The sequence below is a fragment of the Roseibium alexandrii DFL-11 genome (genome assembly GCF_000158095.2).
Classification (GTDB): domain Bacteria; phylum Pseudomonadota; class Alphaproteobacteria; order Rhizobiales; family Stappiaceae; genus Roseibium; species Roseibium alexandrii.
Map to the genome: position 1 here is coordinate 4,097,150 of NZ_CM011002.1, position 25,722 is coordinate 4,122,871.

At 56.4% G+C, this 25,722-nt stretch carries 29 protein-coding genes; 10 read left to right on the forward strand and 19 right to left on the reverse strand.

What is annotated here, in order from left to right; all coding sequences use genetic code 11:
• Window positions 1–112 precede the first annotated feature (112 nt).
• On the forward strand, window positions 113–310 hold the full coding sequence (locus SADFL11_RS18895; protein ID WP_008189145.1) for a CsbD family protein: 198 nt from the start codon (window positions 113–115) through the stop codon (window positions 308–310).
• A 53-nt stretch (window positions 311–363) separates the two neighbouring features.
• On the opposite strand, the gene SADFL11_RS18900 is transcribed toward SADFL11_RS18895, so the two are convergent.
• Window positions 364–1,167 carry a response regulator gene (locus tag SADFL11_RS18900; protein WP_008193302.1) on the reverse strand — a complete coding sequence of 268 codons (804 nt, stop codon included), beginning with the start codon at window positions 1,165–1,167 and terminating at the stop codon, window positions 364–366.
• Between the two features lie 179 nt (window positions 1,168–1,346).
• Between SADFL11_RS18900 and SADFL11_RS18905 the strand changes: the two genes are divergently transcribed.
• The 4 genes from SADFL11_RS18905 to SADFL11_RS18920 are packed head-to-tail and all read left to right on the forward strand — an operon-like array spanning window position 1,347 to window position 4,373.
• Entirely contained in the window at window positions 1,347–1,568 is a 222-nt protein-coding gene (locus tag SADFL11_RS18905; protein ID WP_040451106.1) for a NepR family anti-sigma factor, read from the forward strand.
• Window positions 1,565–2,125 (forward strand): sigma-70 family RNA polymerase sigma factor, encoded by a 561-nt coding sequence (locus SADFL11_RS18910; RefSeq protein WP_008191501.1) that lies wholly within the window; start codon window positions 1,565–1,567, stop codon window positions 2,123–2,125. Before SADFL11_RS18905 ends, SADFL11_RS18910 begins: the two co-directional genes overlap by 4 nt.
• Window positions 2,126–2,172: 47 nt before the next feature.
• On the forward strand, window positions 2,173–3,054 hold the full coding sequence (locus tag SADFL11_RS18915) for a formate/nitrite transporter family protein (protein WP_008189079.1): 882 nt from the start codon (window positions 2,173–2,175) through the stop codon (window positions 3,052–3,054).
• A gap of 17 nt (window positions 3,055–3,071) precedes the next feature.
• A complete protein-coding gene (locus SADFL11_RS18920) occupies window positions 3,072–4,373 on the forward strand; it encodes a DUF2254 domain-containing protein (RefSeq protein ID WP_008196768.1) in 1,302 nt (433 codons plus the stop codon).
• A gap of 49 nt (window positions 4,374–4,422) precedes the next feature.
• On the opposite strand, the gene SADFL11_RS18925 is transcribed toward SADFL11_RS18920, so the two are convergent.
• Window positions 4,423–4,593 (reverse strand): DUF1328 domain-containing protein, encoded by a 171-nt coding sequence (locus SADFL11_RS18925; protein WP_040451105.1) that lies wholly within the window; start codon window positions 4,591–4,593, stop codon window positions 4,423–4,425.
• Between the two features lie 185 nt (window positions 4,594–4,778).
• Here SADFL11_RS18925 and SADFL11_RS18930 point away from each other — a divergent pair, with 185 nt between their 5' ends.
• The 3 genes from SADFL11_RS18930 (at window position 4,779) to SADFL11_RS18940 (ending at window position 7,223) form a co-directional block, all read left to right on the forward strand.
• Complete coding sequence (locus tag SADFL11_RS18930; protein ID WP_008189426.1) at window positions 4,779–4,964, forward strand: PLD nuclease N-terminal domain-containing protein; 186 nt, start codon at window positions 4,779–4,781, stop codon at window positions 4,962–4,964.
• 111 nt (window positions 4,965–5,075) lie between these two features.
• The gene (locus tag SADFL11_RS18935; protein WP_134853083.1) at window positions 5,076–5,990 is read left to right on the forward strand and encodes a PRC-barrel domain-containing protein; all 915 of its coding nucleotides are present in this window, start codon (window positions 5,076–5,078) and stop codon (window positions 5,988–5,990) included.
• A gap of 315 nt (window positions 5,991–6,305) precedes the next feature.
• Window positions 6,306–7,223, forward strand: a complete 918-nt coding sequence (locus SADFL11_RS18940) for a YihY/virulence factor BrkB family protein (RefSeq protein ID WP_008195736.1) — start codon at window positions 6,306–6,308, stop codon at window positions 7,221–7,223.
• A 367-nt stretch (window positions 7,224–7,590) separates the two neighbouring features.
• On the opposite strand, the gene SADFL11_RS18945 is transcribed toward SADFL11_RS18940, so the two are convergent.
• From SADFL11_RS18945 to SADFL11_RS19020, 16 genes are all read right to left on the reverse strand, one after another.
• On the reverse strand, window positions 7,591–8,025 hold the full coding sequence (locus tag SADFL11_RS18945) for a GFA family protein (RefSeq protein ID WP_050776013.1): 435 nt from the start codon (window positions 8,023–8,025) through the stop codon (window positions 7,591–7,593).
• 19 nt (window positions 8,026–8,044) lie between these two features.
• Entirely contained in the window at window positions 8,045–8,353 is a 309-nt protein-coding gene (locus SADFL11_RS18950; protein WP_008195743.1) for a YciI family protein, read from the reverse strand.
• Window positions 8,354–8,361: 8 nt separating this feature from the next.
• Window positions 8,362–10,323, reverse strand: coding sequence for a TRAP transporter large permease subunit (locus tag SADFL11_RS18955; protein ID WP_134853084.1), 1,962 nt, complete (start codon window positions 10,321–10,323; stop codon window positions 8,362–8,364).
• 14 nt (window positions 10,324–10,337) lie between these two features.
• Window positions 10,338–11,384, reverse strand: coding sequence for a C4-dicarboxylate TRAP transporter substrate-binding protein (locus SADFL11_RS18960; RefSeq protein WP_008193535.1), 1,047 nt, complete (start codon window positions 11,382–11,384; stop codon window positions 10,338–10,340).
• Between the two features lie 26 nt (window positions 11,385–11,410).
• Entirely contained in the window at window positions 11,411–11,803 is a 393-nt protein-coding gene (locus tag SADFL11_RS18965) for a YciI family protein (RefSeq protein ID WP_008189029.1), read from the reverse strand.
• Window positions 11,804–11,815: 12 nt separating this feature from the next.
• Window positions 11,816–12,418, reverse strand: a complete 603-nt coding sequence (locus SADFL11_RS18970; protein WP_040452632.1) for a malonic semialdehyde reductase — start codon at window positions 12,416–12,418, stop codon at window positions 11,816–11,818.
• Window positions 12,419–12,494: 76 nt separating this feature from the next.
• On the reverse strand, window positions 12,495–13,328 hold the full coding sequence (locus SADFL11_RS18975; RefSeq protein WP_008194063.1) for a 3-oxoadipate:acetyl-CoA acetyltransferase: 834 nt from the start codon (window positions 13,326–13,328) through the stop codon (window positions 12,495–12,497).
• Complete coding sequence (locus SADFL11_RS18980) at window positions 13,325–14,218, reverse strand: intradiol ring-cleavage dioxygenase (protein ID WP_008190674.1); 894 nt, start codon at window positions 14,216–14,218, stop codon at window positions 13,325–13,327. Before SADFL11_RS18980 ends, SADFL11_RS18975 begins: the two co-directional genes overlap by 4 nt.
• A 10-nt stretch (window positions 14,219–14,228) precedes the next feature.
• Window positions 14,229–15,986 carry an FAD-dependent oxidoreductase gene (locus tag SADFL11_RS18985; protein WP_008192631.1) on the reverse strand — a complete coding sequence of 586 codons (1,758 nt, stop codon included), beginning with the start codon at window positions 15,984–15,986 and terminating at the stop codon, window positions 14,229–14,231.
• Window positions 15,979–17,067: a branched-chain amino acid ABC transporter permease gene (locus SADFL11_RS18990; protein WP_040451103.1), complete on the reverse strand. Its 1,089-nt coding sequence runs from the start codon at window positions 17,065–17,067 to the stop codon at window positions 15,979–15,981. The genes SADFL11_RS18985 and SADFL11_RS18990 overlap by 8 nt, the downstream gene beginning before the upstream one ends.
• 11 nt (window positions 17,068–17,078) lie before the next feature.
• Window positions 17,079–17,942, reverse strand: coding sequence for a branched-chain amino acid ABC transporter permease (locus SADFL11_RS18995; RefSeq protein WP_008192725.1), 864 nt, complete (start codon window positions 17,940–17,942; stop codon window positions 17,079–17,081).
• Window positions 17,939–18,646: an ABC transporter ATP-binding protein gene (locus tag SADFL11_RS19000; protein ID WP_008188679.1), complete on the reverse strand. Its 708-nt coding sequence runs from the start codon at window positions 18,644–18,646 to the stop codon at window positions 17,939–17,941. Before SADFL11_RS19000 ends, SADFL11_RS18995 begins: the two co-directional genes overlap by 4 nt.
• Window positions 18,646–19,365 (reverse strand): ABC transporter ATP-binding protein, encoded by a 720-nt coding sequence (locus SADFL11_RS19005; protein ID WP_008188884.1) that lies wholly within the window; start codon window positions 19,363–19,365, stop codon window positions 18,646–18,648. Before SADFL11_RS19005 ends, SADFL11_RS19000 begins: the two co-directional genes overlap by 1 nt.
• A 51-nt stretch (window positions 19,366–19,416) precedes the next feature.
• Complete coding sequence (locus SADFL11_RS19010; RefSeq protein ID WP_008190836.1) at window positions 19,417–20,697, reverse strand: ABC transporter substrate-binding protein; 1,281 nt, start codon at window positions 20,695–20,697, stop codon at window positions 19,417–19,419.
• Between the two features lie 25 nt (window positions 20,698–20,722).
• Window positions 20,723–21,784, reverse strand: a complete 1,062-nt coding sequence (locus tag SADFL11_RS19015) for a maleylacetate reductase (RefSeq protein ID WP_008195511.1) — start codon at window positions 21,782–21,784, stop codon at window positions 20,723–20,725.
• The gene (locus SADFL11_RS19020; protein WP_008194566.1) at window positions 21,781–22,653 is read right to left on the reverse strand and encodes a dioxygenase family protein; all 873 of its coding nucleotides are present in this window, start codon (window positions 22,651–22,653) and stop codon (window positions 21,781–21,783) included. Before SADFL11_RS19020 ends, SADFL11_RS19015 begins: the two co-directional genes overlap by 4 nt.
• A gap of 97 nt (window positions 22,654–22,750) precedes the next feature.
• Here SADFL11_RS19020 and SADFL11_RS19025 point away from each other — a divergent pair, with 97 nt between their 5' ends.
• Window positions 22,751–23,701 (forward strand): LysR family transcriptional regulator, encoded by a 951-nt coding sequence (locus SADFL11_RS19025; RefSeq protein WP_040451102.1) that lies wholly within the window; start codon window positions 22,751–22,753, stop codon window positions 23,699–23,701.
• A gap of 50 nt (window positions 23,702–23,751) precedes the next feature.
• Here SADFL11_RS19025 and SADFL11_RS19030 read toward each other — a convergent pair whose 3' ends face one another.
• Window positions 23,752–24,666 (reverse strand): LysR family transcriptional regulator, encoded by a 915-nt coding sequence (locus SADFL11_RS19030; protein ID WP_040451101.1) that lies wholly within the window; start codon window positions 24,664–24,666, stop codon window positions 23,752–23,754.
• 111 nt (window positions 24,667–24,777) lie between these two features.
• On the opposite strand from SADFL11_RS19030, the gene SADFL11_RS19035 reads away from it, so the two are divergent.
• Complete coding sequence (locus SADFL11_RS19035) at window positions 24,778–25,710, forward strand: ring-cleaving dioxygenase (RefSeq protein ID WP_040451100.1); 933 nt, start codon at window positions 24,778–24,780, stop codon at window positions 25,708–25,710.
• The last annotated feature ends 12 nt before the right edge of the window (window positions 25,711–25,722 follow it).

Sequence of the window (25,722 nt, forward strand, 5' to 3'; positions counted from 1 at the left end):
CTACACCGGCCGCAGCCATGTGCTGTTTTGGAGCAGTTGGCAGATTTCTTCGGGAACCAACCAAGCTGAAATTCGTTTTCTAGTTGTCTGACACCAAAAGGAGTTTCAAAAGATGAATTGGGATCAAATCGAAGGCAATTGGAAAGAATTTAAAGGGAAGGCTCAAGCTCAGTGGGGCAAGCTGACCGATGACGAGATTGACCGGGTTGACGGCCGTCGAACCGAATTGGCAGGTCTGATTCAGCAGAAGTACGGCAAAACACGGGAAGAGGCTGAGCGCGAAGTCGACCAATGGATGTCCAAGCACTGAGCCCTTCGACAAGGCGGGGACACTCCCCGCCTTTGTCTTCCATAAATTCCGCCCTAGGCTGCAACCGCATCTGTTCCTTTGAAAAACAGAGCCTGGCTGATGCCCGCTTTCACGGTATTGGGATTAAACGGCTTGGTAATGAGGAACGTCGGCTCCGGCCGTTCTCCGGTCAACAGGCGTTCAGGGAACGATGTAATGAAGATAACCGGGACCGACATCTCGCCCAGGATGGCCTTGACCGCATCAATCCCGGACGAGCCATCCGCCAACTGAATATCGGCAAGCACCAACCCCGGAGCGTTGGCCTTCGCTGCCTTTATGGCGTCGTCTGCGGTCCGCGAAACACCTTGGACAGTGTGGCCAAGCGACTCAACGATCTGGGTGAGGTCCATCGAGATCAAAGGCTCGTCTTCAATAATCAAGACATTTGTTTTCGTTTGCCGATCAATTTCAGCAACGGCGTCTTTAATCAGTTCAGTGACCTCTTCCGGGCTTTTCTGAATAATCCGCGCGGCTTCGGGCACCGAGAAACCCTCGAGTGTTGTCAATAACAAGGTCTGCCGGCTTTCCGGCGCCATGCTGGCAAGGCGCTGTTGTGCGGTCTGTTCGAAAATTGATGCCGCGCCGTCTGTGGTTGGAGGCGGAACGACGGACGCATTCCAAAGAACATGGAACAGCCTGTAGAGGCCAATCTTCACGCCATCACCTGTGTCGATGATGTTTTGATCCGAAACCAATGCCTGCAAGCATGCGCGAACATAAGCATCTCCGCTTTGCTGGGTTCCTGCGAGCGCGCGAGCATAGCGGCGGAGGTAGGGCAGCAAAGGTGCAACATCTTGAGAAAGACTCGTGGCCATTCATTTTTTCCTTAATGAAATGCCGCATCTGCGCGGCCATCCAGATGACGTGGACCGTCCCCTTAACCAGAAAATGCGCCAGGCAAAAAAAAGTTCCAGCCAGATGGAACTTTTTTTTGCCTGACACGTTTCTGCTACAATTCACATGCCACTGAAGCTGCAAATATCGGGAATTAGCCATGCCAACCAAAAACTTACCGGATCAGGCGCTTGCCGGCTCTGGTATCATCCGGCCGAACATGGGCGCAAAGACCAAGGAAGACTGGATCGGTAATCAGCTGAAACAGGTCTACGACGAAGCCCTTTCGGAAGACGTTCCCGATGACATGCTTGAGCTCCTGTCCGCGCTTGATGATGCCGATCAGTCTGATGGCAACTCCGGTGGGGAGGCGCAGGGATGAACAATGCAAAGTTCAAACAGGACCTGGTTGACACTATTCCGCGCCTCAGAGCGTTTGCCCGTTCCATCAGTGGCAACCGGGACCGCGCAGACGACCTGGTCCAGGAAACTCTGGCCAAAGCGATTGCCAACAAAGACAAGTTCACCGAAGGCACGAACCTGACGGCTTGGCTGATTACCATCTTGCGCAACCAGTATTATTCGGTTGGCCGGAAAATGCAGCGCGAGGTCGCTGATCCCGATGGCGAACATGCCGCAAGCCTTGAATCAAAGCCGCAGCAGGCAGGCCATTTGGAGATGAAGGACTTCCTGAGTGCATTGCAGGTCCTGCCCGATGATCAGCGCGAGGCCCTCATTCTGATTGGGGCGAGCGGCTTCTCATATGAAGAAGCGGCGGACATCTTGGGTGTGAAGCCAGGCACAGTCAAAAGCCGGGTCTCACGGGCACGTGCTCGGTTAGAGGAACTGATGAGCGGTCAGGAGAGCTTTGAGCGCTCGGAGCTCGCGGTCGCTGAATCTGCCGAACTGATCCAAAACGCTCTCTCGGCCCAACCCTAACTTCAAAAAAATTCTCTCAGTTTCGCGCTACGGACAGGAGGAAAGCTATGGCTCGCCAACCGGAGCGTGTTGCCGGCGAAAAGGCAGACAATAAAAGCCCGATTACCGAAGAGAGGCTCGACAACGAAGGCACGCGGCTCACCTCGGACGATCTTGCCGAGGTAGATGACCGGCTTCGTTTGAAAGCCGCCGTTGTTTACGAAATTATCCGTCAAGAAGGCGAAGAAGAGCTCGCGCGCGGACCGAAAAGTCTGTGGTGGTCGGGCATTGCAGCCGGACTCTCGATCGGGTTTTCCGTGCTCGGCGAAGCATTGTTCCGGGCCTATCTGCCTGATTCTCCTTGGCGCCATTTGGTCGAAAATCTCGGGTATGGCGTTGGATTTCTAATCGTTATCCTCGCCAGACAGCAACTCTTTACCGAAAACACGCTAACTGCGGTCCTGCCGGCAATCAGCACAGGCAAACGTCACACCTATCTGTGCGTTGCTCGTCTGTGGGCCATCGTATTCTGTGCGAATATGATCGGGACCTTTGTCTTCGGCTCCGCGATCGCAAGCCGCTTTTTTCTGCCGCCCGAGGTTTATGACGCGGTTGGATCTCTTTCCATACACATGATGGAAATCCCGCACCATGAAATGTTCCTGCGTGGCATACTGGCCGGGTGGATTGTCGCAACCTTGGTCTGGCTGCTGCCAAGCGCTGAAAACTCGCAGGTCGCCATCATCCTTCTCATGGCATGGCTGATCGCAGCCCTTGATCTCACACACGTGGTCGCCGGATCGGTGGAGGCAGTGTTTGCCGTCTGGATCGGTCATTCCAGTGTTTTGGATGTTGCAGCTTTCCTGATCCCGACGCTCTTGGGTAACATCGTTGGTGGAACAGCGCTCTTTGCCTTGATTGCGCATGCGCAGGTCCGAAAAGAAATCTGACATCAGGAGCACATCGCTTGGCGCTTGCTTACCAGAATAACGCGAAGGAGCAGGCGCTTTATCGCCTGATCAAAGGGTTTCTTTTCATACCGGTCTGCATTGCACTTCTGGGCGCAGTGCTTGCCCCAATCACCTTGTTTATCGACGATAACGAGCTGCTTGCCAAAGTCTTCGATAGTCTCCGGTACAATACACTGAGTGTCGAAGGAGCGCGGAGCGTTCTTTCGACAATTGCCGGCGCGATGATGTCGGTCATCAGCTTGGTCTATTCGCTGACCCTGGTGGTCTTCACACTGGCGGCCGGCAACATTGCCCCCCGCTTGCTGGAGACATTTGCCAGCAACCGCACAACCCAGATCACCATCGGTCTTCTGGGCGCTACCTTTTTGTACGCCTTGCTTGTACTATTCGTTGTTGAGGATGGAAAAGAAGTTCGATTTTCCGTCGGTGTGTCAATTTTCCTGGCGGCGGCGAGCTTTTTCTGGCTGGTTTACTTTGTAAATGACGTGGCAGGCCGCATCCGGGTGGATGCCGAGATTGGGCGTATTCAAACATCGTTGCGCCAGTCCATTGACGCTCTTCTTGCCCATGAGCCACCTGAAAAACCATCAGACCGTCAGGAAATCCCGGACTTGCCGGTGACCAAGGTGCACGGCAAACGAAGCGGTTATGTGACTGCGATTGACATCGATTATCTGATCGAAACAGCCAAGCATTACGATGGGTTCATTGAGGTGCTTGTGACGCCCGGAGCATTTGTGATCGAGGGCATGCCGATCGCCGAGGTGAGATGTCAGGAGGACGGCTGTGACACCGATCCCGTTCTTTTGGCGTTTCAATTCGCCAAAGCCCGGGCCCCGGAGGGAGATATTCAGTTCTCAGTTCATTTGTTGGTGGAAATTGGCCTGAGGGCGTTGTCTCCCGGCATCAATGATTCCTACACGGCAATCAGCGCGATCGACCACTTGTCGGCGAGTTTTGCGCGTATCCTGCAACGCGGTGCCCCAAGTTCCCTTTTATGCGATGAGGATGGCGCTCCGCGTGTGTGGCTGGATCTGATTTCGGTGAAGGACATCCTGCACACTGCGATGGCCCCGCTGCGCCAATGCGCAAGATCCAACGTCCTGGTTCTGGACCATCTCATTTCAGCGCTTGGGAAAATGGCTATCGTCTGCCGTCCAGAGCACAAGGCTCTCATCAAGAGCCAGCTCTATGATATTGCCCGGGATGCAAATCTTGAGTTGAGCAGCCCTGCCGACAGATCCCAGATTGCAAACAGCCTCTGGCGAGCACAGCAGCTCAGCCAGAGTGTTTCTTGAGGATCATAAAACGGCACAAAAAAGGGCGCCATTGACGCCCAGTTTTTGCTTAAACGCTTCTGCCGCGAACCACGTGCATGATCGCGGAGATCACAAATAGTGCGATCGCAACAAAGAATATAAACTTTGCGATTGATACCGCAGTACCCGCAATACCACCGAAACCAAGTACTGCTGCAACAAGTGCAACGACGAGAAACATAAGTGCCCAAGAAAGCATTGTATCCTCCTGCGTTGAATAACAAACTTTCAACGCCTGAGAATGAATTCAGTTCCATTTCTTCTTTTGAAATTTGTGTTCCGCTTGCTCAAGCCGCTGCAGAGTTTCCTTCCCAACAACAGGTGTGATGGAACCAAAAGCCCTATTGAACCGTTTCCATAATGACAGAACAAGGAGTTTTAATCATGGAATATGGTCTTCTCGGTTTGCTGGTCCTGATCGCGAACATTTATGCGATCATCAAAATCGTCCAGAGCGGCGCTTCTACCGGCGCAAAGATCCTTTGGATACTGGGCATCCTTATCTTCCCGGTAGTTGGCTTTATTGTCTGGCTGCTTGCCGGGCCCCGGGGCAGCGGGCAATTAGCTTAAGAGAAAAAAACGCGCCTTGTGGGCGCGTTTTTTTTGGAACTATTTCTAGATGGGTTTGTTTACGGTTCGACAATCATGTCAGTTAGAAAATTTTATGTGAAGGAGAAGATAATGATCCGCAACCTTCTTGCCTCTACAGCTGTTCTGGCCATTCTGACCGCGCCAGCATTGACTCAGGATGCCGGTACTACTTCAAAGAGTTCACAAAATGATCGCGTTATTTATGAATTTGACGTGTCGACAGTGAAGCCAGACACGGCAACAGGCTTTCTTGCCTCCAACATGATTGGTAAATCGGTCTTGAACACCTCCAGTGGTGAGGCGACAGAAATTGGCACCGTGAACGACCTGGTCTTGAGCCGTGATGGTTCGATCCGCGCGGCAATTGTCGGCGTTGGCGGGTTTCTCGGTCTCGGCGAAAAGGACGTTGCGATCGACTATGACCGTCTGTCTTTCACGGCAAAATCGGACGGTGAATTTGACGTTGTCAGCGATGTGACCCGCGCAGAGCTAGAAAATGCCGATGGTTTTGTGCGCCCGGACTACGTTCCGGAGTGGATGACGGTTTCCGCGGTTGAGACCGAGATCGACAAAATTTCCGAGAGCGCAAAACAGACCTATGAAACGGTCCGGACCGAAGCGATTGATCCGGCGAAAAAGCGGCTCAACGAAACGATCGCATCGTGGACGGCTGAAAAGACCCGTGTCCAGAGCAGCACTGTGTCGTCAGAAGCCTTGATTGGATCCTCTGTTCATTCCAGTGCTGATGCGAATATCGGTGAAATTTCGCAAGTGCTTTTGAACGAAGACGGCAAGGCTGAAGCCGTTGTCATCGACGTGGGCGGCTTCCTGGGGTTCAACGAGAAACCTGTTGCCGTGTCTTATGACAGCCTTCAGATGTATGAAACTGAAAACGGCGCACTTCTGGTCGTGGCACCGTTCACCAAGTCTGAACTTGAGAACGCCAAGATCTTTGAGCCAGCCGCCTATAAGAACAATCCCGACGCTGTAACGCTGAACGGATAATCTTGATCACCAGTGAAAGAGCGGGCCGCACAGCGGCCCGTTTTTCGTTCACGTTCCTTAACAAACCAATGAACAGTCTGTTGAGCGTTATCTCAAAGGGACATGCAAACAAACGCTCAAACTTGCTGGCTGCTCTAGGCCGGTGGAGTGCTGGTCGGGTGAATAGAAATCATCGCCAATCGGTCAGCCAGGGTTTCGGTTCCAAGAATTGTTTTTTGCGGAACGAATGCGCTCCGGCAGCGTTTCATGTTCATGAGCAACTGCGACCAAACCCATCTTTCAGATCGAGGAAGTTCCGCGCGTTCGGTGCGAGAAATGCCGCTAAAAGGCTGGATTGATATCCTTCGGCGTACCTTTGTTCAGGTTCAAGCGGACAACGTGTTTCTGATCTCCGCAGGCGTTGCTTTTTTCTTTTTGCTGGCCTTGGCGCCAGCTCTTACGGCCTTTTCGGCGATTGCCAACTTGCTGATCCCGCAAGATGCCGTACAGGATCTTGTAAATGAGGTTGGAATGATCCTGCCGGAGAGTTCCAGCCAGCTCATAAAAGACCAACTGGAAACGGTGCTCGACGAACATGACCGCCAGACGGCTCTCACGTTGAAGGCTGTCTTTGGCTTGGGCCTTTCATTTTGGGCGGCAGCCGCCGCTGTTCGGGCGATGATGACGGCAATCACCGTCGCCTACCGGGAAGAGGAGGACCGACCGGTTTGGGAATTCCACCTCACGGCACTTGGTCTGACGATCGCGGCATTGCTGATCGGTTTGGTGGCTGTAATTGCGTTTCTTGCACTGCCAGTTGCCTTGTCGCTGTTGCCGCTGTCAGGGAGCAGTGAGTTTATCGCACGGCTCTTGCGCTGGCCGTTGCTGATCGTTGCGGTCATTACCGGTTTGTCGATCACTTACCGGTTCGCCCCGTCGCGTCGGCAGGCAAAAGCACGTTGGGTCACAGTTGGCGCCATCGCTGGCGCGCTGATGTGGATCGCCGGCTCTTTGCTCTTTACGACTTACGTTGAGAAAGTCGCCAACTACGAAGAGGTCCACGGCGCGCTGTCGTCAATTGTCGTTCTCCTGCTGTGGTTCTGGTTTTCTGCGGTCGTCGCCATCTTCGGAGCCGAACTCAATGCGGAGCTGGAACACCAAACGAGCGTTGACACCACAGTCGGCAAGGACCGCCCGATGGGCGAGCGCGGCGCATACGTCGCCGACCACTTGGCATTGGACCGCGAGGCGTGAATGGAAACGCCGTGGTTTCGGGCTATATACCAACGGACAATACGGCCGCCCACTAAGCAGATGAAAAACCCAGCGCGGACCCTTATGTCTCGTGTTCTGGCGGGACGCTGGGGCGCCTACAAGACATTACAGGTCTCGTCACATTCCCTGCGAGCATCCATGAAAGTTTTATCCACGGGCAGTTCTACCGGTCAACGGTAGTTGGCTTGCGCCATGAAAAATGATGTCCAGCGGGTCCTTTCACAGCATTTGTCGTCCTACGGGGTCATTCGCCACCGCGGGAAACTCGAGCACGCGGTGGCTGGCGATATGTCAGGATCATTGTCAGGGTCAGGTATTTGCAAAAATACTCTCAAGAAAATCGGCCTCAGCTTGAAAAAAAGACCGATGGATCGGGAGGCATTTCGTCGAAGGTTGGGATCTCGGTCCCCTCAATCGCAGCGGGGAGCGCCCGTGAGGCATAGATATTGGCGCGCGGGACGACAAAGCTTGGGTCATCGATTGTGCCTGCCCTTATCACCTTGATTGCCGGGCGTCCGGAATTGCCATTAAAGAGCTGCGAACCACAGTTGGAGCAATATTCCTTGGTCATGGTGTTGCCGCTGTCCGCCTTGTGCTGAAACCTGTCAGGGTCACCCTTTGTGATTGTCAGGTCCGCAACCTTCACAAAAACATTAGTCGCATAGCTGGCTCCGGAAGACTTTTGACAATCGGTGCAGTGACAGTTCCACATGTTGACCGGTTTGCCAGTCACTTCGTATTGGATAGCACCACAAAGGCATCGGCCTTTAAATTCGGGCATTCCTTCTCTCCCGTGTGTTCTACTGGTTTGTTCGCATGTTGTTTTGCCGAACCGTAACGGCGGAGATGTGCTGCTCCGCCCAGACGCCGGCAGCTTGCAGCGGGTCATTGGCAAACATGTCTTTGATCTTTTCGCGGTTGTCCGCTTCAAGCAGGAAGAAGGAACCGCGCATGGTGGACCCATCATCTTTGGTCAGGGGACCAGAGAGCAGAACCTTTACACCGTATTTTTCCGGTTCTGTTCCCAGAAAATGCCGATGCGCTTCCAGAACCTCCAGACGAAGCCGGAGGGCATCGGGTTTATCGATTGCATAGACCACGAACTGCATGGCGGATCCTATTCAAAGACCAGGCTAAGTTCCGGGATGAAGGTCAGCAGCAAGGTAACAAACGTCATCATGACGACAAACGGAAACGTGCCGATGAAGATGTCGCCAAGGGTCGTGTTCCGGTCTGATATTGTGGCTTTCACCACATAGACGGTGAGCCCGAAGGGCGGCGTCAACAAACCGATTTCCACGGCAATGACCGTTACAATGCCGAACCAGATCAGATCACCGCCAAGGCCGGTGACAATCGGCAGCGAAAGCGGCAGCAGGATCAGCATGATCGAGGTGGAATCGAGGATCATGCCCATCACGATGACCAGCAGCAGATAGATCATCATGAAGCCCATGAGACCGAGCCCGGCATCGGAGAACATCATGGTGATTTCCTGCGGGATCGTCGAAAGGGTCAGCATTCGGGAATACATGGACGCCGCGATAATCAGGAGCAGGATCGAGACGGAGACCAGACCTGTATCGACCAAAACCCGCCAGAACCGGGCCCAGGTCAAGCTGCCCTTCAGCAAGGCCACGACAATGGCAGCTGCCGCTCCTGCGGCACCTGCCTCGGTAGGTGTAAAGACGCCGGAATAGATCCCGCCAAGCACGATGACGACCAGCGCCGTGATCGGGATCAGCTTGACGACGGCCGTACCCCAGGTCTCTCCCTCGATGACAGCCGGGCGGTCACTTTGCATCACCATCTTGGGCCGGAAGCGGGCCATCAGGTAAATCCCGACCCCGAACACGAAGGCCAGTAAAGCTCCGGGAACGATGGCTGCCAGGAAGAGGGCACCGACGGATTGTTCTGCCAAAACGCCATAGATGATCAACAGAAGGCTCGGAGGGATCAGCATGCCGAGAACCGAAGACCCGGCGACGACCCCAAGAGCGAAGCGGTTGTTGTAGCCATTGGCCACCATTTGCGGCACGGCGACACGGGAGAAGACTGCTGCCGAGGCGATCGAAATCCCGGTGATGGAGGCAAAGACGGCGTTGGCGGCCACAGTTGCCATACCAAGCCCGCCCTTGATCTTCTGCAGCATCCATGCGGCCACGCGGTAGGCGTCACGGCCGATGTCCGCGGTGTCGACAATCAACCCCATCAGAACAAACAGCGGGACGACACCGAACAAGTAGCGATTGATGGCCCCGTCAGCAGCGAGCGCCAGCGAGCGCATGGCAACATTCGGATTGTCCCGGATCAGCCAGATGCCCAAGAAACTGAGCAGTATCAAAACCACGGCGATGTGGGCGCCCGAAAAGATCAGCAGCAACATGAAACCGATGGCTGCAAAGCCAATCTCAATGCGGCCGAGATCTGCAAAAAACAAAGCGTAACCGAGGACAAGGACCAATCCGAAGGCGATCAGGAATGGAATACCGCGCGGCTCGACCGTGACCGAGTGCCGGATTGTCAGCGGTTCAACACGCGTGGAGTTCAGAATTTCCTTGATGTCTATGAGAACCTGGGTGGCGAAGGCAAGACAGGTCAGAACGGAGCCGCCGAAAAGACAGGCTTTGATTGGCCAAACGGGAGCGGTGAAAACCCCTCGAGCGCCAAAGAATTCATTCTCAACCCAGGCATCGACCAGCTTCGGCCAGGTGCCCCAGGCAATCAGTGCAAAGACGAAGATCCCCGCGAGATGGAAGAAAACCCGCATGACTGCGGCTGCAAAGGGCCGGTTTTCCTCGATCGCGCCAATCAGGATATCGGTGCGGGTCATGCGCCCGCTCATAACGGTGTGTGCTGCTTGTAGAAAAACGATCGCAACGATCGAGTTGGCCACAATCTCGGCCACACCCTGGACAGGTGAGTTGAAGAAAGTCCGCCCGATGATGTCTGAACAGATCAGGAGCATCAGGCAGAAAATCCAGACCGAAGCAGCCGCACTGACAGCGCCGGTGAGCGAGGAAACCCCGGTCACCGTCCGGTCTGCGCCGTGGCGGAATTGTCTGAGTGTTATCGCCACGGCGAGGCCCCCGCTTACCGTTGTGTCCAGTCAATGCGCGGCTCAAGGCCGGCATCGCGCACTTTTGCCATGTAGGCCTCCAGTGCTTCCTGAGCGCCTTTGCCTGCATTGGCGTCTGACCAGTCCTCGGCGAGGTTTGGCAGGCCGTCGGCCCATGCTGCAATGTCTTCCGCCGGCAGCGTGGTGACAGTTGCGCCAACTTCCGGCAGCTTGCTCAGGAAGGTGTCATAGCGTGCCATGACTTCTTCAGCGTGGGCGACTGTGTACTCATCACCGAGTTCGGTCAGGACTTTTTTGACGTCGTCGGACAATCCGTCCCAAACATCCTTGTTGATGCCAAGACCGCCGGTCATCTGCGCCCCGATCCCGACAAGGGTGACATATGGCGCAACTTCATAGTGCTTGTTCGGGAATGCGCCGGTCAGGATGACCACCATTCCATCTGCAACGCCGGTCTGGATCTGATTGTAATAGGTTGGCAGCGCCCCGTTCACCGGCACGGCACCCAGATGCTTGATCCAGTTTGCGGATGGTCCAGGCGCCAGGATCTTGCGGCCTTCCAGATCTTTGAGTGAATTGACCGGGAAGTTGGTCAGGAGGTGGTAGGTCTCCACGCCGCTTGCGCCCAGGAAGACAACGTTCTGGTTGTCCCAGGCTTTCTGCAATGCCGGGACTTCACGGTGAAGTTGGTTCATGATCTTGAGCGTTGCTACGAGATCATCGGAAACGAACGGCGTGAAATAGGTCATGTTCTGGAGCGGCATCTTTGAGCCTTCCCAGAGCGTGCCAACCCATCCTGCATCGGTCAGGCCATCTCCCACGGCCTCCAGCGTATCCTTGAAGCCATAAAGCGAACCGCCATAGGCTTCCGTCCATTCAATGCGGTCCTCGGATCCCATGGCTTCGAGACGTTTGTTGGATTCACCGACAACCAATGTAGACAGTTGCCCGACCCAGGGCAGAACAGTCGGGTGACTGGATGCCATGGTGAGGTTGTAGGTTTCAGCTTGTGCCGCGGCGCTGAAGGCGACGGCAGCAATGGCTGCAAGCATGCGTTTCATAGTACTTCCTCCCAAAATTGCGGTTCTCAGCTCACCGCGTGCCGTCCGGTCGAGAAATTCACCTCTACCGTGATGCGTCCCTCATTCAGTAACCATGGCCGCACAGTGAAACTGCGGGCGCCTGAGGAATGCATCGGATCCGTTTCTGCAATCTGGCGGGCATGCTCCAGGCTGTCCGCCCGAATGATCACCATGCCTTCACCATTCCAGGTGTGTTCGTCATCGGCCCAGAACGGGCCAGCGCCAAGCATGATGCCGCGCTGCTCCAGATCGACCTGAAAATTTAGGTGCTCTTCAATGTTCTCCATAACCGGTCCAAGTCCATTGGTCGGTGTGGTGAAGACCACATAGAGCTGTTTTTGAAGCATCCCGGCGGATGCTTTCAGGATGTCGTCTTTTGTGACTGTTGGGCCGGACATGGCTTCCTCCTCCTAAAGCGTCTGGCAGACGTCCGTGTAGTCGAACCGTGGCAACCGCCTGAAAATACGATCCGTATCGGCGTAGCCCAGGTTCACCAGAAAGTTCGACTTGAGTGACGTTCCGTGGAAGAACTCTTCATCCACCTTCGCGTTGTCGAAGCCCGACATGGCACCCACATCGAGACCGACGGCTCGGGCAGCCAACATGAAATAGGCGCCCTGAAGCGTCCCGTTTCTGAAGGCATTGACCTGTGCGGCTGTGGCATTGTTCTTGAAGATGTCCTGAGCAGCCGGATTTGGCGGAAACACCTTAGGAAGCTCTTCCCAAAAATTCAGGTCATAGGCGATGATTGCTGTTACCGGAGCCGATCGCATCTTAGGGCGGTTGGCTTCCATCAGGCCCGGTTCCAGACGGTCCTTGGCGTCGTCTGAACGGATGAACACTACGCGCATGGGCTGCTGGTTCATGGATGTCGGGCCCATCTTGGCAATCTCATAAAGATCTTTGAGGACCTCGTCCGGAACGTCTTGGTCCTGCCAGCCATAGTGGGTCCGGGCTTCGGTGAAGAGCAGGCGCAACGTTGTTTCGTCGGCTCTGAGATTTTCAAGCTGCATCGCCCTGGCGGCCTCACGGGCGGCGGCATCGGCGGCGAGATCTGCATCAGACATCAAGGGTCTCCAGTCTAAAGGTTCAAGCGTGTTGCGGAAGGCCGAGAATATCCCGGGCCTGAACGGGTGTTGCGACTGGCCGATGATGTGCTGCGCAGATCTCGGCCGTGCGTTTCACGAGCGCTGCGTTCGAGGGGGCAAGGCAGTCCTTGTCGAGACGGATGTTGTCCTCAAGACCTGTCCGGGCATGCCCTCCGGCGGCAATCGACCACTCGTTAAGGGTTAGCTGACTTGCTCCAATACCAGCAGCACACCACTCTGCTTCCGGCATGAGGCGTTTGACAGTCTTGACGTAGAAATCGAAGACATCCTTGTCTGCCGGCATGGCGTTTTTCACGCCCATAACGAACTGGATGTAAATGTTGCCCGGAATGCGGCCGTCCCGATTCATGGCCGCAGCTTGTACGATATGGCTGAGATCGAAGGCCTCGATTTCCGGTTTGACACCGTAGGTACGCATCTCACCGGCGAGCCAGTCCACCAGATCCGGCGGGTTCTCATAAACCCGTGTTGGGAAATTGTTCGAGCCGACAGAGAGCGACGCCATGTCGGGTTTCAGTGGCAGCATGCCGCCGCGGGTTTTTCCGGCGCCCGACCGTCCGCCGGTCGAGAACTGGATGATCATGCCAGGGCAATGCTTTTCCAGTCCCTCCTTGAGGCGCGCAAACTTCTCCGGATCCGAGCTTGGGGTCTGGTCGTCGTTGCGCACATGAGCATGACAGATTGTTGCGCCCGCCTCAAAGGCTTCCTGGGTGCTCTCAATCTGTTCGGACACGGTCACCGGAACCGCCGGATTGTGCTCCTTGAGCGGCAGGGAGCCGGTTATTGCAACACAAATGATGCAGGGTTTGCTCATGACTTTGCTTTCTTCGGAGCCAGCACGAAATCGAATTCGACATCCCAATAAGTTGGGCCATCGAAACCGGCGGCCGCGACCTTTTCCGGATCACTGGTTTCCTTGAAATCCGCGATGAGGCTTTTCTTGACGCCGAACACGCTGTCGGAATCGATGTACGGATCATCCGGATCGAAGATATGCGTCGTCAGCTCGTCGTAGCCGTCCTTGGAGACGATGTAGTGCAAATGCGCCGGCCGAAACGGGTGACGTCCGAGACGGTTAAGGAGATCTCCGACCGGTCCGTCTGCGGGGATCGAATAGTGTTTCGGCTTGACGGCCTTGAACCAGTATTTGCCGTCCGGCCCCGTGCGGAAGACACCGCGCAGATTGAATTCCGGTTGAATTCCTTTTTGCTGAACGTCGTAAAACCCTTCATCATTGGCTTGCCAGACATCGATCTTGACGCCTTCAAGCGGATTACCCTCGACATCCGTGACCTTGCCCCAAGCGAGCATATCATCGCCTTTTTCATCGAGGCAGATGTTGTGGCCCATCTCGTATTCCGGCGCGTCTCCGAGGTGAAAGGGCCCGAGGACCGTGTTTTCAGAGGCCCCGCTCGGCCGACGCGAATTAACCGCATCCACCAGCATGGAGACCCCGAGCACGTCTGATAGAAGGATAAATTCCTGGCGCCAGTCGTCACACTTGTGGCCGGTCTTGGTCAGGAACTGAATCGCCTGGAACCACTCTTCCTGGGTTGGCTCGATCTCCTTCACCGCTTCATGGAGTTTGCGGGTCAGGACCTCCATGATTTCCTTGAGGCGTTGATCCGAGGCGTTCTTGTTCCGGCCGGTGACAACTTCGGCGGAGTTTTCTTCGGTGAAATAACCAAGCTCGTGCGCTTCCATAACGGCCTCCTTACTTTGCAAGAATGGATTTCAGAATCCGGCGCAATTCGCCGGCAGGATCGGCGGCCATGCCTTCCGAGCGCCAGGCCACATGCTGGTCCGGGCGGACAAGGACGCAGCCGCGATCCGTGATCTCGTTGGCGCGCGCCCAGTCGCCGGTATGATCGACATATTTGCGGCGCGGGCCTATGACGTGAACGGCGATGTCCAGACCGAGTTCGTCACCGACTGTCTTGGCGGCGTCTTCCCAGGCTTCCCCGCCAATCGCGGTGAGCACAGTGAATTTGCCGCCGCCGCACAGGTCGAGCGTTGAATACTTGTTGCCGGTGTCATGATCGAACACCCAGCAGTGCGGGATACGGGCGCCGGGCCAGGTGGTCGCGTGGTAGTGCAGCTCCTGATCCCGGTCGAAGGCCGGCTCGGGCTGACCGTCGGTCACGATCGCGTCGGACTTGTAGCGTTGGTTCATTTCAACGCCGTGCGCGTCGAATTCATACTTCTTGAAGGCAATCGCCTTACGGATCGCTTCGCGCTGCGCTTCGGCCTCGTCGGTGCTGTCACAGCGCGCAATGAGGTTTTGCTGCATGACTTCAGGATCTACGCCTTCACCCATGCCGAGTGCCTCGAAAATTGGACCAAACTCGCTAATTGACTGGTTGGCGCGGGTCACGATCTGCTTGGCAACAGGAGCACGCTCGACACTGTAGCTGTCGAGCAGCGCTTCGCCTGCCTGGCCCTTCAGGACTGCAGCCAATTTCCAGGCAAGATTGAAACTGTCCTGAATGGAAGTATTTGAGCCAAGGCCATTTGACGGCGGGTGGCGGTGAGCTGCATCGCCCATAATGAAGACCCGCTCCTTCTGCATGTGCGTGGCGTACATGTTGTTGACGGTCCAGGTGTTTGCCGAGATCAACTCGATCTCAAGCTCCGGGTCGCCGACCAGCTGGCGGGCGACGTCGGTTGCCATCGCTTCGTCGACTTCCGGGGCGGGCTGATTGATGTCGTAGCCCCAGACGATCAGCCACTCGTTCCAAGGGCGCACCATACGGACCAGGCCCATGCCGATGCCGCCGACATCCGCGCCGGGTTGCATCACCCAATAAAGAACAGACGGCCGGTGGGCGACGTGTTTGGAAAGATCCGCCCTGAACAGAATGTTCATCGACCCGCCGACACCCATCTTCCCTTCAAACGGAAGTCCAGCCTGTTCGGCCACCAGTGAATTGCCGCCATCTGCGCCCACGAGGTATTTTGAGCGGATGGTGAATTCCTTGCCGGACAAGCGATCCAGACACGTGCTGGTAACCCCGTCTGCGTCCTGCTCATGGGACAGGTATTGCGTTGACATGCGGGCCTGTGTTCCGCGGGAACAAGCCGTCTTGAAGAGGAGCGGTTCCATGAACGTCTGCGGCAAATCGTTCATTATCGTAGGCGAGGCCATCAGATGTTCAGCCTTGGACAGCGGGTGGTTGCCCCAGCTTTTCATACGGCCGATTTCTTCGCCTGCCAGGCTCTCGCAGAAGACGTTTTCGCCCATCAGTTCCTGATGCGCGGCAAAGAGATACGCCTCGTCTTCCACATCGCGTCCGAGATCACGCAGGACTTCCATTGTGCGCTGGTTGGTGATGTGCGCGCGCGGCGTGTTGGCAAGCCAGCGGTACCGGTTCACGGCCATGTTTTCGATGCCGTAAGTGGACAGCAGCGCAGCGGTCGCAGAGCCAGCCGGGCCTGTGCCGATGATCAGGACGTCTGTATTGTACTCAGCCATGAGGTCCTCCCTTGGATGACTGCTTGAGCGGGCCGCCAGTCAACCTGCGGCGAATAGGAAAGAGTTCGATGCCGGTGCGGTCCGTGAAGAGACCCCAGAGACCGCGTGGGGCAAACAACATGATCACGATGCCGAGCAAGCCGAGCACCAGGAGATACCAGGACCCATATCCGGACAGCGTGTTTTGAAGTGCGAAGAAGACGAGAACACCGATGATTGGACCTTCGATGGTGCCGATCCCCCCGATCACAACGATGAAGATGACGTAAGCGGTCCAATCGAGAACAGAGAAGGCTGCATCGGGCGAAATCCGGGCCTTCTGGACATAAATCAGCGCACCGACGAGACCGGTGATGAAGGCCGTGCTCAGGTAAACAATGGCCTTTATCCGCTGTGCGTCCACTCCGATTGACCGAGCTGTATTTTGATTGTCACGCACAGCGGCCAGACCCAGGCCTTGCCGGGATCGCAGCAGCCAGTAGACGACCCCAATGGTCGCAACGGCCAAAACCAACGAAAGCCAATAGGTCACAACATCGGCGGCGGCAGAGGTCTTGAACCCGAAAGTGTCTTTCAAAAACTCGATGCCGAACATTTCGCGCGAGGCGCTGCGTGGCAGCGATGTGCCGGTTCCACCGCCGAGCATCTTCCACTGCGCCACGAGAAGCCGGACGATCTCTGCCACGACCCAGGTACCGATCGCGAAATAGGCGCCTTGGAGTCGAAAGGTAAAAAATGCAGCCGGTATTGCGAGCAGTGCCGCGGCAATGCCGCCGAGCAGGATGGAGACGACCGGGTCCAGTCCAAGGAGGATTACCCCGGAGAACATCGCGTAGGCACCGATCCCTACAAAGGCTTGTTGGCCGACAGAGACAAGACCGGCATACCCGGCGAGCAGGTTCCAGCCCTGAGCCAGGACGAGCATGGTCAGGATGAAAAACAGGTCCTGGATAAGGCTGCGGGAGGCATAGAACGGTGCGAAGGCCGCGACGATGACCACGACGACAGCGACACCCAGGAACAGTGTCGACGTGCGGGTTTTCGTTTCAACGAACCAGTCGGTTTGTGCGGGCATGGTCATGACGGTGCTCCTCAGTCCACGGCCCGCGGGAACAGCCCGCGTGGTTTAAGCAAGAGAACGATGACAAATGCGATGTGTCCGGCCAGGATCTGCCATTCCGGATTGATTGCAGCGCCAAGGGTCTGTGCGACGCCGATGATGATACCGCCGGCAAGCGTTCCCCAAAGTGATCCGAGACCGCCGATGATCACGGCCTCGAAGGCATAGATCAGACGTGCCGGACCAATCGTCGGATCGAAGTTCGCCCGTGTCCCGAGATAGAGCGCGGCAATGGTCACTACGACCATGGCAATGCCGGTTGCTGTCGCAAAGATGTTCTGCGGCCGGATGCCCATCAGGCTTGCGGTAGTTGCATCGTCCGAGGTCGCCCGGAAGGCCCGGCCCAGCGATGTGCGGTAGAACAACTGGTTCAGCGCAACGATCACAAGGATTGCCGACAGGAACGTCAGGAGCGGCATGACACCGATGGTCACTGGCCCCAAGGGCAGCGATGCTGTTTCCAGTGGTCCGACGGAAAGCCTTTGGCTGTCCGCGGAAAAGCCTTCCTGAAGCGCGTTTTGAATGACGATCGAAAGTCCGAATGTGACCAGAAGCGGCGGCAGGATGTCGGTGCCCAGCGTCCGGTTCAGGACATACATCTGCAAGAGCCAGCCGATGCAAAACAGAATGGGTGCTGCAATCAGGGTGGCAACAAAGGGATCCACCCCGATTAGCGTGACCAGAACAAGGATCAAGTACGCGGCCATCACGATCAGGTCGCCATGGGCAAGGTTCACCAAACGCATGATGCCGAAAACAAGGCTCAACCCGGCAGCAAACAGTGCATAGAGCCCGCCGAGCAAAACGCCTTGGACGATTGTGTCGAGCCAAATCATGCCGATGCTCCGAAGTATGCGTTGTGGATGGCGTCACGGCTCAAATCTGAAGGCGAGCCCTCCAAAGTGATCCGGCCTTCCATCATGCAATAAACCCGGTCGGCAACTTTCAGAGCCTGGCCGATATCCTGTTCCACTACGATGATAGATGTTCCGGTTTCCTTGATTTTCGGCAACGCGGCGTAGATGTCCTTGATGATCACGGGTGCGAGGCCCAGGCTGATTTCATCGCAGAGCAGAACCCTTGGGTTGGACATGAGCGCGCGTCCGATGGCGACCATCTGCTGCTGCCCGCCCGACAGAGCCGTACCCGGATTGTTCCGCCGTTCCTGAAGGACCGGAAACATCCGGTAGATGGTTTCCAGCGTCCACGGGCCGTTTCCCTTTCGCCCGTAGGCGCCGATCAAAAGGTTTTCTTCTACGCTCAAGGACGGGAAAAGCTTGCGGCCCTCGGGTACCATGGCGATGCCCTTTTTCAGGACATCGGCGGCATGGGTGGACCCGATCTTGTCCGTATCGAACGTGATTGCCTCGGCCTGGTTATTCAAGACACCGGAAATCGAGCGCATCAGAGTTGTTTTTCCGGCACCGTTGGCACCGATGATGGCAACGGTTTCGCCTTCCTCAAGGTGGACATCCACGCCGAAAAGGGCTTGAAAATCCCCATAGTGGGCGATCAGGTTTTGTGTTTGAAGAAGTGCCATCAGACCTCGAGCCCCAGATAGATTTCACGCACTTCCTTGGAATTCATGATCGCATCGGGCTCGCCGATCCCGATCACCTTGCCGAAATCGAGTACAAGAAGACGCTCGGCAACAGATGTGAGAGCGTGAAGGACATGCTCAATCCAGATGATCGACATGCCGGAGGTGTGAATTTTCTGGATCGTTGCTACCAGTGCGTGGCATTCGCCCTCCGTAAGGCCGCCGGCAATCTCGTCCAGCAACAGCACTTTTGGCTGGGTTGCTATGGCCCGGGCAAGCTCGAGGCGCTTGCGTTCCAGAAGGCTCAAACGGCCTGCCAGTTCATTGGCTTTGCCGATCAATCCGGTTTCCACGAGGATGTCCGCACACTGATCGGCCACCTCGCTTTCCGGAAGTCTGTTACCGAACGCACCGGCCACAATCAGGTTTTCGAAAACAGTCAGCTTTTCAAAGGGCTGCGGGATCTGAAAGGTGCGTCCAAGTCCACTCAAGCAGCGTTCCATGGGCGGCACGCGGGTGACATCACGTCCAAGAAACTCAATTTGCCCATCGTCTACGTCAATATTCCCGGTAATCAGGTTGAACAGCGTGGATTTTCCAGCGCCGTTCGGCCCGATCACGCCGAGTGCCTCGCCTTCAAACAGCTCGAAGGTGATGTGTTGCGACACTTTCAGCGCGCCAAAGGATTTCGACACATTGTCTAAGGCGAGAACTGCCATGGGTCCGGTCCTATTGAGAGGCGCAAGCGGACACTTGCGCTGGTCGTCTCATCAGGTGATGGGTTCCATCTTGCCGCCGGTCGGGATTTCCGGGGCCGTCTGGTTGTCGGTGATGACGAGGTCGTATCCGCCGCTGTCCTTCAAACGCCACTGACCGCCGACCAGCGGGGTTTTCGCAACGTTCTTTTGAGCGAAAGGCGGAAGGCCCTTACCGTCCCATGCAATTGGGCCGACGATTGTGTTGAGCCTGGTTGCGGCTATGACATCCGACACTTCGTCGGCATCGGTCGGATCGTTGGCCCGTTTCATGACATCGGCTGCCAGTTCGAACAGCGCATGGACAAATCCGATGGGCTGTGTCCAGGGGCGGCCGGTTGCTTCCGTGAAGCCCGCCGCTAGCGCCGCCGAGCTGTCTCCTGTCAGAGAAGACGAGAAGGGATGGGTCGGGCTCCACCACACCTCGGAGGACAGGTTGTTGCCCGCATCGCCCAGAGCTTCAACCGCCTGAGGGAACAGGATGGCCTTGCCGATCGATGCAGCCTTGGGCGTGAAACCCTGCTGTTTGGCCTGGGTCCAGAAGGTCGTGAAATCCGGCGGAATCATCACTCCGGTTACGATCTCGGCATTGGCCTGCTTGAAGGCGTTGATCTGGGCCGTAAAATCGTCCGTCAGGTTTTGGTAGCGGCCGGGATCTGTCAGACCGTAACCGAGTTTGTCCAGAACCGGCGGGAAGCCGACATTCGGATCACCCCACGCATTGCCGTCGCCATCATTCGGGAAAAGACCGCCGACCTGCTTGTTGGTGTCGAGCTGTCCCCACATGTTGGTGAAGACGGCAATGACATCCTCCAGGCCCCAGAAGAAATGATAGGAGTAGTAAAACGGCTCCCAGCTTCCTGGATCACCGGGATTTCCTTGCTGGCCGATGAACCAGGGCTGCCAGGGGGCGACCGTTGAAATGCAGGGAATTTCCTCGCTTTCGCAGGTCGTGGTCACCGGATTGGTGGTTTCCGGTGTCGAGGCCACAAGCATCAGGTTAATCTCGTCATCAATGATCAATTCACGGGCAACTTCGGCGGCCCGGTTCGGGTTGGACTGGCTGTCCTTGACGATGACTTCGATGTTCAGGCCTTCAGCCTTTGCAGCAGCGTTGAAACCGCTGATGATGAAATTATCCGCTTCGGCAAAGGCTGCGAGTGGGCCTGTCTGCGGGCTAACATAACCCAGTTTGATTGGTGTTCCCTGCGCACGGGCCGGGAGCGCCAAACCGGATGTTCCGGCAACGGCCGCTGCCGCTGCCGAAGTTTTTAGAAAAGTCCTTCTATTCCACATGTTGGTTCCTCCCAGAACAACAGGGTTAAAGTGCCGGACGGGATCCCTCCCAAGCGTCCTGAAGCAGTTGGCGAATGGACACGCGGTCGATGGGACGCGGGTTCCAATACGGGGCCTCTGTCGCGATTTCCGATGCGCGGTCCAGATCGGCTTCGGTTAGCCCAAGATCCTTGAGCGCCTGCGGGGCAGAGATTTCCTTAGAGAAGTCAAAGAGACCCGCGCCGGGTGTTGCACCGAAGAGATCGGCAATCGGCTGAAGTTCGGCAGGTACTGCACCGGCATTAAAACCAACCGTGTGCGGCAACATGATCGCGTGGGTTTCGGCATGCGGGGTGTCAAAGCTGCCGCCGAGGGTGTGGCAAATTTTGTGGTGCAGTGCCATGCCGACAGTGCCGAGCACGGTGCCGCACAGCCAGGCGCCATAAAGCGCATCTGCGCGGGCATCGGCATCCGAACTGTCGGCAACGAGTGCAGGCAAGGACTGCTTAAAGGCGGCCAGCCCCTCGGCTGCCATCAGGCTGGAGACCGGGTTGCGGTCTTGCGCATAAAGAGCTTCAGCCGCATGGGCCATGGCGTTCAGGCCACTTGTCAGGCTCATGCTGAGTGGCAGGCCCATCGTCAGCTCAGGGTCATAGATCACCACTTCCGGCAGGATGCTGTCCCCCCGGACGGTCGTTTTCCGCCCGCCTTCGGTCTGGCCCAGGATCGGTGTAACCTCCGATCCGGCATAGGTTGTCGGGATCACCACTTGCGGCAGGTCGGTTCTGTAGGCGATTGCCTTGCCAAGGCCGGTTGTGGAACCGCCGCCAAGTGACACCACACAATCGGCGCGGGCTGACTTGACCGCTTCCATCGCTTCGTCGGTCACGTCAACGGGAGTGTGCATGGTGGCCTTTGCAAAGACACCGGCGCTCAAGCTGCCTAGCTGGTCGGACAGGCGTGCAGCGTCGCCTTCCTGATGCGGCGTCGACAGGACCAGAGCATTCGAGCAACTAAGTTTTTCGACCCAGTCGCCAATTTCGGAGCGCTTTCCTGCGCCAAAGACGATGTGGGCAGCACTGCCCCGATAGGTGAAGGTCCGGGTCATGAACGCGGCTCCGGCGGCAGTGGATTGAGATGAAATTCAACGTCGAGGCGCAGTACGGTCCTCCCGGTGGCATCGGGTTTGAAGCACCCGATCAGGCCGGGTTTGACGCTGAAGAGGGGATCAGTTCCAAGATTGGGATCGTCCCCGTCGAAGATTTGTGTGGTCAGTGTTTCGTAGTCATCCGCGGACACTTGAAAGTAAATGTGCGCGGGCCGGCACAGCGGGGCTCCCAGCCTTTGAAGAAGATCGCCGAGGGGACCGTCTTTCGGCACTTCGTAACCGGACGGCCGAATCGTGAAGTACGAGACCTTGCCATCGTCTCCAGACACAAAATGGCCGCGCAGATTGTGCTCGGGCTGAAGGTCGGGCTGCTGGTTTTCATAAAAGCCTTGAGCATTTGCCTGCCAGGTTTCTAGACGCGCACCGGGGATCGGAGACCCGTCGAGATCCAAAATGCTGACCGTAATAGCGACAGGGCTGCCAATCCCATCCAGGCTGATATTACCGCCTTGCTGCATCAAAGGGACATCGTCCCGGTAGAATGGCCCACGCATGGTGTTTGGAGTGGCTTGCTCCGGACGGTCCGAGTTGAGCGCGTCGACAAGGGTTGACGTTCCGAGCAAATCCGACACAAGAACCCATTCCTGACGGCGTTCATCACACAGATGCCCCACTTCGGTCAGGAACTCTATGGCCGCGCGCCAGTCGCTCAAGGATGGGCGTGTTTCGCGAATGATGGCGTGAGCATGTTCGGCGACCTTGCACAGGACAGCTGCGAGCCGTTCATCTGCGGCGCCGCTGATCCGCTCTGCGAACAGACGATCCGATGCATCGGCCTTAAAGAAGGCAATGTCAGACATGCCAGCCATGGTTCCTCCCGTCGGTCGTTTGGTGACCTTGAGAGAAGCTTATCGGGCGAACCAGAACGGTTGATGATTTGTGAGCCTATCTTTATAACAAATTGCTATGAAGTTAGATGAGCGTCATCTCATTCAGTTGGCTGCAGTGGTTCAAACCGGCAGTGTCACCGGGGGAGCGGACCTCCTCGGGATGACGCAGCCTGCGGTTTCCAGAACCCTTTCGACCCTTGAAAAACGCCTTGGCGAACCGCTCTTCTTCAAAGGGCAGCGCCCGCTGCAGCCAACACCTTTGGCCCGCGCTCTTGCGGATCAGGGCAATGCGATGCTGTCGGCCTCGCGCAAGGCCTCCGAAACCGTTAAATTTTTTCGCGAGGGCAAGGCCGGTAGCGTTCGTGTGGGCGGGACGCCCTTTTTCATGGACGCGCTGATTTCAAGTATGACAGCCGAGTTCCAGAACTCCTTTCCAGAGATCCGGGTTGACCAAAGTTACGGGTACGTGAGGGACCTGCGGGAAGCGATCCACGCCGACCGAATAGATCTTGCCATTTGCCCGATCGACATACTGGGCGAAGGGTCGGGTCTGGTGTTTGAAGAAATCCTTCCAGGGCGAAATGTGGTTGCCTGCAGTGTGTTGCATCCGCTTTTAAACAAGCGCAAACCGACAGCGCGCGAACTGCTCGAGTACCCCTGGGTTGCCCCTCCAGCGGGCAGTCCTCTTTATGCGGACCTGCACTCCATTCTGCTGTCGTTAGGGGCGACGGAAATCAAGATCCGCTATTCTGGCGGGTCTCTTGCGAGCGTGATTAATTACATGACACGCACAAACGCATTGACTGTTCTGCCGCACAGCGTGGTCTTTGCTTACAGAAAAGACCGTAGCTTGACCGCGCTGCCCTTCAAGATCCCGCATCCCGATCGCGCACTTGGCATCTTGCGTCCGGCTGATGCGCCCTATCTTCCGGCGGTCGACAAGTATGCGCAGCACATCGTCGGCGGTTTTCAAGACCTGCGTCACCTCATCAAGAGACATGAAGATGCAGTCGTCTGGGGTGGGTGATTGCTATTTCGGGCCCAATGCACAAGCACGCCATCGGTTAGCGTCACCAATCAAACACCACTGAAATCAAAACCGTCACGATCGTCCAGGAAGGCTTCGAAGAAGTCCGTGAAGGTTGCGACCAGCGGCGGCAGTGCTTCGTAAGGCGGATAGTAGAGGGACAGCCAAAGAGATGGTAAAATCCAATCTGGCAATACCCTCTCAACCTCACCACTGCGCAGACCGTCCGCCACGATAAATTCCGGCAAAACAGTGATACCGGCACCTGAGCGGGCCATGGCATAGAGAAAGTCTCCATTGTTGGAGTGCAAGCCCGGTCCCGTGAGGATGGTCCGTTTGATACCGCCTTTTTGAAAACGCCAGGCCTCTGGTTCCTGTCCGGACCCGTAAGACAGGCACATGTCAGGTGTCAGTGTATCTGGCGTTTCGGGTCGGCCGGCGCGTTCCAGGAAAACTGGGGCTGCAATGGCGCATCTCGGCACCTCGCAGATTTTCCGCCAAATAGTTGATTTGTCTCGAGGCGGTTCTGACAAGCGGATAGCGAGATCACACTCCTCAGCAACAACATCGACCAGCGTGTCCGTCAGCATCACCGTGAGATCGATGTTCGGATAGGCCAGCTTAAAGCTTTCCAAAAGGCTGGGCAGCATGCGCAAGCCGAAGGACATAGGTGCGTTGATCGACAAACGCCCCCGATGTGGCTGCATTTCCCGCTCCAGATCACGCTGAATGCGATCAAATGACTCCACCACCGGCTGATACCGGGCGGCTACAGTTGCGCCGACAGATGTCAGCGCCACCTTCCGTGTGGTGCGCACCAGAAGTTGGTGTCCCAGATCCTGCTCCAGCCGCGCGATGACGCGGGTGACTGATGCGGGGGTCATGCCAAGCGTTTTCGAGGCAGCCGCGAAGCTTTGCAACCTGGAAACTTCCAGAAAGACACGGATTGGTTTGAGATCTTGCATAGTTTTTATTGTCACATATGCAACAGTAAATGCAAATTCATTATCATTCTAATCAACTCACCAGTCTTCTATCTTTGGTTCTGACACAGGAGACAGAACTGCGAGGCTGGCATGGACAAGCTCATTAAGGGGCTCCACCACATCACGTCGATGGCGGCGGATGCTCAAAAGAATAATGATTTCTTCACAAAGGCTTTGGGGCTGCGCCGCGTCAAGAAGACCGTCAATTTTGATGCCCCCGACGCCTACCATCTCTACTATGGAGACGAGACCGGAACGCCGGGCTCCGTGATGACCTATTTCCCCTTTGGCCAAATGCCGAACGGTGCCCGGGGAAGTGGTGAAGTCGGTGTGACGGAATTTGCCGTGCCGCGCGGGTCACTCGGCTTTTGGGCAGACCGGCTGGCATCTCACGGCGTTTCCGACTTGCAGAACGTTCGCTTCCTCAATGAAGACCGGCTGACTTTCTCAGGGCCAGACGGGGACAGCTTCGCGTTTGTTGAAACTGAGGCTGAGGGGCGCATCCCTTGGACTGCCGACGGCGTCGCACAGGATGTTGGAATTCTTGGTTTCCATGGCGCCCGGTTCCGGTTGCGTGATGCCGCGGCCACCGGCGAGCTGCTTAGCTTTATGGGCTACCAAAAGGATGAGACGGACGGTTCTGTAACGCGGTATCGGATCGAGGACGTGAATGCTGCCCGTACCATAGATCTGGAGGAAGTCCCACAGGCATCCCCGGCACGCCAGGGGGCAGGGTCCGTCCATCACATTGCGTTTGCCGTTGAAGACCGGACGGCACAGCTGGCTGTCCGCAAGGCCCTTATGGATACCGGTTATCAGGTCACACCGGTGATCGATCGCGATTACTTCTGGGCGATTTACTTCCGTACACCGGGAGGCGTCCTTTTTGAAGTGGCCACAAATGAACCTGGTTTTGACCGGGACGAGGACACCGCTCACCTCGGTGAAGCACTGAAATTGCCCACACGATACGAACCTCATCGTGCGCAGATCGAGGCGCAGCTGCCGCCACTTGATCAGTGACCGGAGACGACA